This is a genomic window from Enterococcus spodopteracolus (assembly GCF_030441955.1).
Classification (GTDB): domain Bacteria; phylum Bacillota; class Bacilli; order Lactobacillales; family Enterococcaceae; genus Enterococcus_B; species Enterococcus_B spodopteracolus.
Map to the genome: position 1 here is coordinate 395,607 of NZ_JARJHD010000001.1, position 12,000 is coordinate 407,606.

Annotated in this window: 15 protein-coding genes; 10 read left to right on the forward strand and 5 right to left on the reverse strand. The window is 38.2% G+C overall.

The features are described 5' to 3' along the window. Nucleotides 1–2: 2 nt before the first annotated feature. A complete protein-coding gene (locus P3R27_RS01840; protein WP_034690814.1) occupies nucleotides 3–842 on the forward strand; it encodes a TIGR03943 family putative permease subunit in 840 nt (279 codons plus the stop codon). Nucleotides 843–1,000: 158 nt separating this feature from the next. Here the strand turns inward: P3R27_RS01840 and P3R27_RS01845 are convergent, their stop codons facing one another. After that, nucleotides 1,001–1,474 carry a threonine/serine exporter family protein gene (locus P3R27_RS01845; protein WP_010734803.1) on the reverse strand — a complete coding sequence of 158 codons (474 nt, stop codon included), beginning with the start codon at nucleotides 1,472–1,474 and terminating at the stop codon, nucleotides 1,001–1,003. Nucleotides 1,475–1,489: 15 nt separating this feature from the next. After that, nucleotides 1,490–2,242 (reverse strand): threonine/serine exporter family protein, encoded by a 753-nt coding sequence (locus P3R27_RS01850; protein WP_126134251.1) that lies wholly within the window; start codon nucleotides 2,240–2,242, stop codon nucleotides 1,490–1,492. Between the two features lie 198 nt (nucleotides 2,243–2,440). Here P3R27_RS01850 and P3R27_RS01855 point away from each other — a divergent pair, with 198 nt between their 5' ends. The 8 genes from P3R27_RS01855 to P3R27_RS01890 all read left to right on the forward strand — a co-directional run bounded on the left by P3R27_RS01855 (nucleotide 2,441) and on the right by P3R27_RS01890 (nucleotide 6,076). After that, nucleotides 2,441–2,830 carry a TetR/AcrR family transcriptional regulator gene (locus tag P3R27_RS01855; protein ID WP_034690806.1) on the forward strand — a complete coding sequence of 130 codons (390 nt, stop codon included), beginning with the start codon at nucleotides 2,441–2,443 and terminating at the stop codon, nucleotides 2,828–2,830. 3 nt (nucleotides 2,831–2,833) lie between these two features. After that, nucleotides 2,834–3,214, forward strand: coding sequence for a hypothetical protein (locus P3R27_RS01860; RefSeq protein ID WP_126134250.1), 381 nt, complete (start codon nucleotides 2,834–2,836; stop codon nucleotides 3,212–3,214). 283 nt (nucleotides 3,215–3,497) lie between these two features. Further along, on the forward strand, nucleotides 3,498–4,217 hold the full coding sequence (locus P3R27_RS01865; protein WP_126134249.1) for a DNA/RNA non-specific endonuclease: 720 nt from the start codon (nucleotides 3,498–3,500) through the stop codon (nucleotides 4,215–4,217). Between the two features lie 258 nt (nucleotides 4,218–4,475). After that, nucleotides 4,476–4,742, forward strand: a complete 267-nt coding sequence (locus P3R27_RS01870) for an IreB family regulatory phosphoprotein (RefSeq protein WP_002290885.1) — start codon at nucleotides 4,476–4,478, stop codon at nucleotides 4,740–4,742. Next, nucleotides 4,739–5,170, forward strand: a complete 432-nt coding sequence (ruvX, locus tag P3R27_RS01875) for a Holliday junction resolvase RuvX (protein ID WP_034690801.1) — start codon at nucleotides 4,739–4,741, stop codon at nucleotides 5,168–5,170. Before P3R27_RS01870 ends, ruvX begins: the two co-directional genes overlap by 4 nt. Before the next feature lie 21 nt (nucleotides 5,171–5,191). Next, the gene (locus tag P3R27_RS01880) at nucleotides 5,192–5,497 is read left to right on the forward strand and encodes a DUF1292 domain-containing protein (RefSeq protein ID WP_010734809.1); all 306 of its coding nucleotides are present in this window, start codon (nucleotides 5,192–5,194) and stop codon (nucleotides 5,495–5,497) included. A gap of 252 nt (nucleotides 5,498–5,749) precedes the next feature. Continuing rightward, nucleotides 5,750–5,926, forward strand: coding sequence for a hypothetical protein (locus P3R27_RS01885; RefSeq protein WP_164546246.1), 177 nt, complete (start codon nucleotides 5,750–5,752; stop codon nucleotides 5,924–5,926). After that, nucleotides 5,927–6,076, forward strand: a complete 150-nt coding sequence (locus P3R27_RS01890; RefSeq protein ID WP_164546245.1) for a GNAT family N-acetyltransferase — start codon at nucleotides 5,927–5,929, stop codon at nucleotides 6,074–6,076. A 63-nt stretch (nucleotides 6,077–6,139) separates the two neighbouring features. Here the strand turns inward: P3R27_RS01890 and P3R27_RS01895 are convergent, their stop codons facing one another. From P3R27_RS01895 to P3R27_RS01905, 3 genes are all read right to left on the reverse strand, one after another. After that, nucleotides 6,140–7,462 carry a 2-hydroxycarboxylate transporter family protein gene (locus tag P3R27_RS01895; RefSeq protein WP_301356779.1) on the reverse strand — a complete coding sequence of 441 codons (1,323 nt, stop codon included), beginning with the start codon at nucleotides 7,460–7,462 and terminating at the stop codon, nucleotides 6,140–6,142. 238 nt (nucleotides 7,463–7,700) lie between these two features. Further along, nucleotides 7,701–9,341: a malolactic enzyme gene (locus tag P3R27_RS01900; RefSeq protein WP_034687550.1), complete on the reverse strand. Its 1,641-nt coding sequence runs from the start codon at nucleotides 9,339–9,341 to the stop codon at nucleotides 7,701–7,703. A 205-nt stretch (nucleotides 9,342–9,546) separates the two neighbouring features. Beyond that, nucleotides 9,547–10,941, reverse strand: coding sequence for an aminotransferase-like domain-containing protein (locus P3R27_RS01905; protein WP_126134436.1), 1,395 nt, complete (start codon nucleotides 10,939–10,941; stop codon nucleotides 9,547–9,549). Between the two features lie 92 nt (nucleotides 10,942–11,033). Between P3R27_RS01905 and P3R27_RS01910 the strand changes: the two genes are divergently transcribed. Then, nucleotides 11,034–11,993 (forward strand): ornithine cyclodeaminase family protein, encoded by a 960-nt coding sequence (locus P3R27_RS01910; RefSeq protein WP_126134247.1) that lies wholly within the window; start codon nucleotides 11,034–11,036, stop codon nucleotides 11,991–11,993. Nucleotides 11,994–12,000: the final 7 nt, after the last annotated feature.

Consider the following 12,000-nt stretch of genomic DNA (forward strand, 5'->3'; position numbering starts at 1 on the left):
ACATGCTGCGATTTTTGATTTTATCCGGTTATTTTGAAATGATGATGTATCTTCAAGTCTCAGGGCGTTTAGATCAATACATCAATGTCCATTATCGTTATTTGGCAGTATTATCCATGGTCTTATCTGCCTTACTAGCCTTAGTTCAGTTGTATCTTTGGGTAAAAGCAGATGGACAAAAAGGAGTCCATGAGTCCCATGATTCTCATGATCACGGATTATCAAAACCGTATCAGCGTTGGATTGCTTATCTCTTATTAGCCTTGCCGATCGTTGTAGGAACACTGTTTCCGACGGTTAGTTTAAACACAACGATCGTGGAAGCGAAAGGGTTCAACTTTCCATTAAGCAAAGAATCTGTCGGTGATCCACAAGTGCAAACGCAATATTTGAAACCAGATACGAGTATTTATTTCAATAAATCTGACTATCAAGATCAAATGAATGAGTTAAAAGATAAATACGAAGATGAACAAATGATTGCGATCACAGACGATAATTATTTAGAGATCATGGAATTGATCTACAACTATCCAAGCGAATTCATTGGTAAGAAAGTCTCTTATGAAGGTTTTGTCTATCAGTCGAAAAATGACAAGGCTACTGATACCTTTCTCTTTCGATTTGGGATCATCCACTGTGTTGCTGATTCAGGCGTCTTTGGTTTGTTGACGCATCTGCCAGAAGGAATGACTGTGAAAAATGATGACTGGTACAAAGTCGAAGGGACGATCCAAACCGATTTTTATCAACCTTTCAAGCGAGAGATTCCTTCAGTCGTAGTGACGAAAGTAGAAAAAATCACTGCTCCTGAAAATCAATATGTGTATCGGGCATTTTAAATGAACGAAATAAAGTTGTAGTCATGTACAATATAAACAAAAAAGTGATAAGAGATGAAATTCTTACGAGTTTCATCTCTTATCACTTTTTTCATTAAAGGTTACAAGAATCCCACAGTATGATTGCTCTGTACAAAAAAGATCAAAGCGAGAAACGCTCATTTTTTCTTTCTTCTCTTCAATACAATCGCTTCACGTTTCAGTTTAAAACTACGGATATTGTGGTTGAATACTTCTGATATTACTAGACCTAAGGCAATCGCTCCAGCGATCATGATCGCTTGAACAGTGAAAAATGCCGCATCTTGATAAGCACCTGTAACTAAACTGCGAACAGCTTGATAGGCTAATCCTCCAGGAACCAATGGTACCATACCGGGGATATTGAAAATCGTGACGGGCATTTTTAGTTGTTTAGAAAAAAGATCACTAGCAAACGCAACGCCTAATGAACCTAGTAATGAACCTAAAGCTGCACCGCCACCCATAGCTAGACACAACCAATAGATCATCCAACCTACGGCACCAGCTAAACCACACCAAACTAAGGCTTTCCTTGGCACATTAGTGATGATTGCAAAGGCAGCGGTTGCTAAAAAGCTAAAAGAAAATTGAATCAATACATGCCACATGGATAAATTCCTTTCTTAGTAGAAGATTTGAAAGATAAAGGCGATTGCAAAACCAATCATCGCCGCAGTCATCATCGCTTCTGCTCCACGAGAAACACCAGAAACGTAGTGCCCCGCTAATAGATCACGAATCGCGTTGGTGATTTGAACACCAGGAACCAACGGCATAACACAACCAATGATGATCAAATCCTGATTGAGACCGATTCCTAAACGCACACTTAAAATAGCGGCTATGCCGATAATCAAAGAGGAAAGGAATTCAGCTAAAAACTTGATTCTAAAAAAACGTAAACTGCACAGATAAACAATGTAGCCCACTCCCCCAATCGACAATGTGATCGGTAAATCTTTCAATTCGCCACCAAATAAAATCATGATCGTTCCGCTAATGATAGCAGCGCTGATGATTTGTAGCCATACTGGGAACATCCGGCGGTCTTTCTCAACTTCTTGTAATGCGCTATATAGTTCTTCCAAAGTCAATTCATTGGCAACATATTTTCTTGAAAGGTTATTGACCTTGACTACTCTTTCTAAATTGATCGTTCGATTGGTGATTTGTTCCATGCGGATCGTCGAAGTCCGATCAAATCCGATAAATAGTCCTGTTTGGGTCACGTAGCTAACTAAGCGATAATTTCCAGAAGCAGAAGCGATCCGACTCATCGTATCTTCTACACGGTACATCTCTGCATTACTTTCCGTCATTATTTTTCCCGCCAATAAACAGGTATTAAGCAATAAATCTAAATCTTTTTCTGGCATGGCATTTTCTCCAATAGTTGTTTTCTTGTATTTATTTTACTACAAACAAATTGGAAAACGTAGAAAAAGAAAACTTGAATCTCAAAAATAAGCAGTGAAAGGTAAAATAAGATCCAAGTGTTCAATCAACATTTTAAATAAATCAAGCTTTCTAGTTAATTATTGACCAATCGTTCAATAATATGGCATAATCAAGTTATGGGAAGAACGAGAGAATTTAATGAAGAGAAAGTTTTATTAGAATCGGCCAAAGTTTTTGCCAAAAATGGGTATGCAGGGACGTCGATTAGTCAATTGGTAAAAGCGACTGGTTTGCTTCGAGGAAGTTTATACTCTGCTTATTATAGTAAAGCTGGTTTATTTACGACTTGCTTTAACTATATAGCTGAATATGAAGTGACTGATAATGGGTTATTGATTGATTTGTTAATCATTGCATTACTAGAACGTACGGCGGATGACAACGAGGTAAAAAGGATCGCGCAGAAAGTAATCGCTGCTTTAGAGCAGAAAAACGTGGCTTCGATTGAAACGATCATTGCTGATCGAATCATGCATCGGGCGAATCTTACGGACAGGGGGAAGTAGAAAATGGCTAAAGTTGAAATCCAAAATGATCGATTGATTATCAGTATGGAGGGCGTACGAAAACTGTGGGCATTGAAAAATGAAATATCCACACCATTATCCAATGTATTAGGCGCAACTGTGGATGCCGATGTCTGGGAAGATACACCGAAATTTGGCGAAAAAAGAATGGGTGTTGATGCCTATGGATATTATTTTGCCGGAACATTCGTCCAAGATTCAGATAAGGTTTTTTATGATCTCAAAAGAAAAGAAAACGGAGTCGTTATCACACTCAAAGATGAAGAATTCAATCGTCTCATCATTGGAGTAGAAGACCCACAAGCAACAGTCGAAATGATTGAACAGGCAATGAACAAAGCAAGCTTTGTAAAAGAAACTTGAAATAAGAATAGATGTTGAGAGCCTAATTGTCCGATCAAAAAAAGTATTCACTTGGTGATAGAATTGATAAGAAGATCAATCGAATAGAGTGATGAAGTTTTAGTAACAACCTAGATTTCCTTTCACGTGGAAATTTAGGTTGTTTATTTTAGGAAATAGACTGAAAATGCGTATATAATTTTTGAAGAAGGAATTGTTGAAAGAATTTAAATACTTCTTTATTTAAAAAAAGGGGAACGTATGTTAAGATTTATGGAGTTCGACTGAATAAAGGAGTAGATACATGAACAAAAAAACAACAAAAACAATCATAGGTGTCGCAGTTGCTCTTTTAGCAGGTGCATTAGGAATTTCAACGACGCAAAAAGAGTCTGATCTCGTTCAACAGCTGACAGGTCTATTTGATTCTAAACCTCAAGTCTCACAAGTGGCGAATGTTCCAGAATACGACGGCATGCACCAAGAAATCGAAATCAATCAAAATAAACCGACTTTTACAAAAGAAGAACTGAGCTTAGAAAAAGGAACATGGGAAAGTTATTCCGATATCGATCGATTGAATCGTGTAGGTCAAGCCAATGCCATGTTAGGAAAAAAGATGTTTCCTAAAGAAAAACGTGAGTCTCTTTATATCGATCCGACAGGTTGGAAACAAAAAAAATTGAGTGACGGACAATGGCTTTATAATCGAAGCCACTTGATAGGTTTTCAGCTAACTGGTCAAAACAATAACATCAAAAATTTGATGACAGGGACTCGTTCGTTGAATACCCCTCATATGCTGGCACATGAAAACGATATTGCAGCATACATCAAAGAAACCAATCATCACGTTCGCTATCGGGTAACACCACATTTTGAAGGAGAAGAACTAGTAGCACGAGGTGTTCAATTAGAAGCCCAAAGCATTGAAGATAACCAAATCTCATTCAATGTATTTATCTATAATGTGCAAGACGGTTATACGATCAACTATCACACGGGGCAAGCAAAGAAAACATGATCCATAGGCGTTCGTTATTTGAATATTTTGTGAATTTTTTGAAAAAACAGAGAAAAGACTTATTTTTGATTAAATATCACGTATACTGTAAGAAAGTGTACTCATAAATGTTGGAATCGATACAATCAAATAAGAAATCATTATTATTTTTATATTTCCAGCGAAGTTGGAATATTTATTTGTAGTTTTACCACATTTCGAGTAAAATAAAGGGTGTAGAGGGTAATTTGACTACCCTGCGGAAAGAGGTGTAGAATCATGGGTTTTACAGATGAAACCGTACGTTTTGGTTTTGATGATAGTCGTAAAAAAGAAGTCAGCGAAACATTAGCGATCGTTTATCGGGCTTTGGAAGAAAAAGGCTACAATCCAATCAACCAGATTGTGGGCTACTTGCTTTCTGGAGACCCGGCCTACATTCCTCGTTATCGTGATGCAAGGAATCTGATCCGTCGTCATGAACGCGATGAAATCATGGAAGTGATCGTCAAAGACTATCTCTCAAATCATGGAGTGAATCTATGAGAGTGATGGGCTTGGATGTTGGCTCAAAGACTGTAGGTGTCGCTGTTAGTGATCCTTTTGGCTGGACTGCACAAGGCGTAGAGATCATTCGTATCAATGAAGATAAAGAAGAATTTGGATTTGAACGATTGGCAGAACTGGTCAAACAGTACGAAGTAGATCGTTTTGTTGTAGGTTTGCCGAAAAACATGAATAATTCAATCGGTCCGAGAGCAGAAAGCTCAATGGCTTATGGAGAAAAGATCAAAGAAATGTTTTCTCTACCAGTCGACTATCAAGATGAACGACTGACTACCGTACAAGCAGAACGCATGTTGGTCGAACAGGCAAATACGTCAAGAGCAAAAAGAAAAAAAGTCATCGATAAGCTTGCTGCGGTGATGATTTTACAAAATTATTTAGATGGTTCGGGAAAACAACTATTTTAAAAAATGAAAAGAGGGGTTCTAATGGCAGAACACAATCATACACATGATCATGAAGGACATGAACATATCACATTGGTCGATGATCAAGGAAATGAAACATTATACGAAATCTTGTTAACAGTCGATGGACAAGAAGAATTTGGTCGTAACTACGTATTGCTTTATCCAGCCGGCGTACCGGAAGATGAAGATGTAGAATTACAAGCCTATGCCTACGTTGAAAACGAAGACGGAACAGAAGGCGAATTAGAACAAATCGAAACAGATGCTGAATGGGATATGATCGAAGAGGTCTTCAATACATTCATGGCGGAAGAAGAAGAATAGGATTAAAATAGCGGAGAAACCTTGAAATGACAAGGTTTCTCTTTTTTATCATTCTTTTAATCAAGAAATTGACCATGTTTATTTCCATAGAACAAATCATACTATCCTTAGCATAGTACATAACCTTAGAGATGAAAGGAAGAACAAAATGGTAAGAACTGCTTGAATGGAGGATGCAGAAACCATAAATAAGCTAAATAAGGAAGAACTAGGGGATGAGATGCCACTTTCGGAAACAACGGAGCCATTAAAATGCATCTTGGCACAGCCAGAGATCTATGTCTTGGTGTTTATGAGGAAGAAGGGACGAGGAAAGTATTAGGATATGTCCATACCCAAAAGTATGCAACATTGTTAAGTCCAACGTTGATCAATATTTTAGCATTAGCAGTTTCTTCAAAAGCGCAACATCAAGGAATTGTCAGATGATTGATGGAGAGTGTTGAGAAGCAAGGAAAAAAACGTGGCTACTTTGATGTTCGACTAAACTCTGGCAAACATCGAAACGAAGCACACCGTTTTTATGAACGTATCGACTATCATTCAACCAAATGGCAAAAACAATTTCTAAATGAATGATGAAGGTCATCACAAAAAAACTTCTCGAATAATGATCGAGAAGTTTTTTTACATTTATTCGAATTAAGAAAATAGTTGCATCAAAAATCCGGAAATGATCAAGACGATCGCTCCACCTAAACGATTGCCCATTTGAGCAAAAGCAATCAACTCCATGCGGTTTGCTGCGGATAAGACGGCAACATTTCCTGTGCCACCCATTGAATTGTTACATAATCCTGCTGTAATCGTTGATTCGATCGGATAAAGTCCAAATAGACGACCAACAAATGCTGAGACAAGTGAGATGACGATGACACTTGTTAAGCAGAGTACGACGAATTGCCATGTTAAAGCAGAAGCTAAAACATTCAAGTTCAATAAAGCAATCCCGATACCTGCTAAAACAGCTGCCGTTAAGTTTTTAACAATCAAGTTATTGAACATGATCGCTGCATCTTCGTAGTATTCAGGAAGAACATTGGTGATTTTACAGATGACCACAATAATGATCATGAAAGCATAAGCATGAACTTTTGGTACAAAGAAATTACAGATTTGCCCAAGAATAAAGAATGTGATCGAGACCATTAAACCAACACCTAATTGAGGGATAGAAGGTTTCACATTGCGTGGTTTGCCGTCACCTAGATCGCCTTTTTCCATCAGTTTCCCATTACCATTCAATTTTGGCATGGATTGTCCAGCACGAGCCACTAAAGCGGCTCCGATAATGGCTAGCACGTTTGTCATTGCAGTTGCAGGAATCAAACGTGAAATAATGGCAGAAGCATCTGTTCCTAAGACGTTTGCATAAATAGTTGATAGTGGAACAGCGCCAGCACCTACACCACCAGCCATGGCAGGTAAAGAAATGTATAATACGGAATTAGCGAAGCCATTCCCAATCAACATTCCCACAAGTCCAACTGCAAAAAATGAAACAACCATAGAAATAAGTGCAACAGGGATAAAACGAACGGAAGCCTTCATCAATAATTTGCGGTTCATTCCTAGAATACTTCCGGTAATCAAAGCAGCGATATAAAAGTCTAAAAAGCCCATATTATTAACAAAGTTTTCAGTTGATTTCACAACATAATCAGGTAAAATACCAAAGGTTGCGATAGCTGCGGAAGCGAAGATCGCAAAAACAGAGGCACCACCTAAATAACTTTTGACGATTGGGATTTTTGTCCCGATAAAATGGAATAGATTCCCAAAAATGACGAGTACGGCGATAGGACCGATCATATTTGTTGGTAATTTACCTAATGCCATCGCAATGATCAAAACGAGAACCATGATCAAATAGATAGGTAAACTGACCCCACTGATTTTTGTTTCCCAAAAACCTTCTTTGTTTGTCTTAACGACTGTAGAAGTCGTTTGTTCTTGATGTAACATCCTTACAGATCCTTTCCTTGATTAACGTAAGAGGAGTTCCCTATTAGTTGGAAAATAATTTAAAGCTATTCCTCAACTCGCTCCAGTATTTCTTAGCAAAAAACACCCCTTGGATCAATTCGTTGAAATGAACGAATGATCCAAGGCCTCGATGTTTACCATACGTATTTTTACTTTAAGTCTCGTTTTGCTCAGAACTGTTTTAGTAACGAATTATTGTGAAAGAGACTAGTGTGAGTTAAGCTTCTAAATCTTGATATTCAGGCACCCATTTAGCTGCTTCGACAGCTGCTTTAATGTCAGTGATTTCTTCACGGTTCAATTGTTGATCCACGACAGATTGAGCGACTGTTTCAGCAATCGTTTGTGAGAATTCAGTGATTCTTGCAACAGGTGGTAAAATAGCTGCCCCTGGTTTTGTGACATCAACGATCCCACCTAATGCACGACTTGCTTGTGAGATGATCTCAGCGTTGACACGAGTAGCTGTTGAAGCAATCAAGCCAAGTCCTAATCCTGGATACATCAATGCGTTGTTTGCTTGTCCGATTTGATAAGTCACGCCATTGTATTCCACATCATCCGCAGGGATACCTGTTCCGACTAATGCTTTTCCATCTGTCCATTCAATCAAATCTTTTGCTTTTGCTTCTGCTAATTTTGTTGGGTTAGACAAAGGCATGATGATTGGTCGTGGTGTATGGCTAGCCATTTCTTTGACGATTTCTTCTGTGAATGCTCCTGGTTGAGTAGATGTACCAATCATGATTGTTGGGTGAATTGCTTTGACAACAGCTTCTAAATTAGTCAATTCTTCACTATTGGCAAATTCTGAACGTTTACGTGCAAAAGGAATTTGTCCAGGCGTCAAGCCTTCAGTATCTTCGAACAATAGTCCTTGTTTATCCACTTGATAGAAGTGTTTACGTGCTTCTTCTTCTGGTACACCTTGACGGATCATTTCATCTAATAAGATATTCGCAATGCCGACTCCAGCCGTTCCCGCTCCAAATGTTAGGATCGTTTGATCTTTCAAAGATTCACCAGAAATATTCAATCCGCCAAGTACGCCAGCTAGTACGACGATCCCTGTTCCTTGGATGTCATCATTGAATGTTGTGATTTTGTCTTCATATTTTTCTAAGATCGTTGCGGCATTGCCACGACCAAAGTCTTCCCAGTGTAACAATAATTCAGGAAACAGCTCTGTAGCGGATGAAACAAATTGGTCGATGAATTCATAGTAAGACTCACCTTCGACACGTGCGTGTTTGTTTCCTAGATATAACGGATTATTCAATAACTCTTCATTGTTTGTACCAGCATCGATCGATACAGGTAATACTTGCGCTGGATTGATACCAGCAGCTGCAGTATAAACCATTAGTTTTCCAATTGCGATGTCAACGCCATTGACTCCCCAGTCACCCATACCAAGGATTCCTTCTGCATCTGTAACAACGATCAAGCGAATATCACGACCAGCTGCGGCGTTTTTCAAGCTTTCTTTGATCAATTCTGGTTCATCGATCGAAAGAAATGCAGCATCTTGTGGTTTTAAGAAAATTTCATTGTATTGTTCGATTGCATCTGCAACTACTGGATCATATACTACCGGCATAAATTCTACTAAATGTTGTCCCATCAATTTATAGAAAAGTGTGCGGTTTGTATTGAATAAGTTCATTAAGAAAATACGTTTTTCTAAATCAGTTTGTTTGCTTAGGTATTGGCCATATGCTTGCACAGATTGTTGTTCTAATGTTTGGACTGTGCTAGGAAGCATTCCGGTAATCCCATATTTTTTACGTTCTTCTTTTGTAAAAGCTGTTCCTTTATTTAAAAATGGATCATTTAGTAAGTTTAACCCTGTTAGCATGAATGATTCCTCCTAAGTTTTAATACATACGAAGTATAGGATTCACTAAGGGCTATAGTCAAAATAGGTAGTTGTGATAAATTTTATTTATATGACGAAAGAAAAAAGAGGAGCCTATGATTAAAAATAGGCTCCTCTTCGATGGGGTTCGAGTAGTTAAAAACAAAAAGAATGAGTTGGATCGTTTTGATTTTTATGTGATAAGTCACCGTTGAAAGTACACGATTTCTTTCTTGACGATTTCAAGTCCTTTCGTTAATACTTCTAATGGATTAGAGGATAAAGCAATTCGAATAAAAGGATCATGTTGCGGTTGTGTCGTAAAACGATGTGAATGATAGACACGAATCCCTTTATTTAAAAAAGCTTGTTCAATCGTTTCTGGAGACAGATCATTTCGAACAGGGAGATTTCGATAAAAAGGAAGTGGATTAGTCGGTCGAGGCAAGTTGAAAAGTGTATCGAATCGTTCATTTGCTTGTTTTGTATAGTTGGATTTTGTTTCGAGTATGTCCTGTGCGGTTTCTGAACATAAGATTTGCATGACAATCTCAGCATCTAAACTTGAGGTTTTGACATTGATATTGAAAATCGCCTGTTGGATGTTTTGTTTGTACTTTGCGGGAAATACTAGAAAAGCAACACGCATGCCTGCACAAATAAACTTGGTCATTCCGGCAAGATAAATGGTTTGTTCAGGAAGTAACTGCTGGAATGAGGGAAAGGGTGTTTTTTGATTATAGGTAGTCAAAAAAGAATGGATGTCGTCTTCGATCACGATCAATTGTTGCTTTGTAATGACTTCTTTTAGCTGTTGTCTCCGTTTTACAGATAGTTGAAACCCAATAGGATTGTTACATGAAGGCATCAGAAAAATACCGTGGATTTCTTTTTTCCGACATTCTTGTTCAAGTAATTCGGGAAGCATACCCTCCGCATCAAAATCAATCGGCACGATTTCCATATGGTAAAGGTGAGCAAGCTCAATGAAATTCGAATAAGTATAGCGATCGACTGCCAAACGATCTCCTGGAGAAAACAAAGCAGCTAGCGTGATCGCCAAGCCGTTTTGGACACCTGAAACAATAGCAATCTGTTCCCTTGAAGCATAGACACCTTGTGTTTCCAACCATTTTTTGGCAATCGTCAATTGATAGGTTGTCCCTAATGGTTCACGGTAGCTAAGAAGTCCGTTAGTCGCATGATTTTGTGAAACAGCTTGAATAAAAGGAGTGATCATTTCGTTGCATTCATCAAATGAACTGACTAACCCAAAATCAATGACATGATCAGGTACTTGATCAGAAGAAATAGTGATGGAGGTAAACGCATTTGGGGAAACAAATGTCCCACTCCCGATACTTGTATAGAGTAACCCTTTTTCTAGACCCAACTTATAAGCTTGACCAACTGTTGTGAAATTGATGTCTAAGAAGTCAGCTAGTTCTCTTTGGGAAGGTAACCTTGTATTTTTTTGTAATTTATTTGATAAGATGTCAGCTTCTAACTGCGTGACAAGTGATTGGTAGATTGGGCGATGTAACTTTTTTTTATCTGGACGCCAAGTCAGTGGATAATTCTCATAAGAGTTGATCGACATACTCGTTCCTTCTTTCAAAAATTGTATTCCATACAATTATATCATTGAATGTATTGTTTTCGGACGCTAGTATAGAAAAAAGGAGGAGAAATATGCAAATCATCGATAGTCAAGAAGTCAACACCCATTTTAGTTTTAAAGAAGCAATCAAAGTAATGGAACAGTGTTTTGGAGATTTTCAAATGGGAAAGATTTCTCAAGAGAAGCGAATGGTCCAACAATTACCAGATGGCGAGAAACAAAATGTGTTTGCGATGATGCCCGCTTATTTGGGAAGAAATCGGTATTTTGGTTCAAAAATCATCACGGCTTTTCCAAGCAATCACAAACAAAACCTACCATCACATTTAGGTGAAATCATACTCTTCGATTCAAAAAACGGGCAACCCGTCGCGATGATCGATGCGAATGCCGTGACTTGGATACGAACAGCAGCAGTTTCAGCATTAGCAACAGATTACCTAGCAAAGCCATCAGCAGATACACTCACATTGATTGGAACTGGACAACAAGCAGTTTCACATCTAGCCGCAATTACCTGTGTCCGAAAGATTCACCGTGTGTATGTCTATGATTTAGATGAAACACGACGAAAACAATTTATCCTAGAACAGCAAAATAATTATCCAAAACTGCGTTTTATTGATTGTTCGACATTAGTTGAAGCAACTATGGAAGCAGATATTATCTGTACTTTAACACCTAGTAAACATGCTTTTTTATCAAAAAAAGAGGTGAAATCTGGCGCACATATCAATGCAATCGGAACATTTACACCAGATACCCGTGAATTAACAAGTGATTTGATGGCCTCTGGACAACTGTATGTAGATGATTACCAAGCGGTCAAAAGGGAAAGTGGCGACTATTTGATTCCCTTGTCAGAAGGGAAAATTGATCAGACAAACCTCCTCGGTTCTCTAGGTGAATTAGTCACCCATCAGAAAACAGGGCGTACAGAAGAACGAGTGATCACGATCTTTGATGCAGTTGGCTTAGCAGTGGAAGATTTATGTTGTGCCGAATATATTTATCAAAAAGTAAAGGAGTAGTTTATAA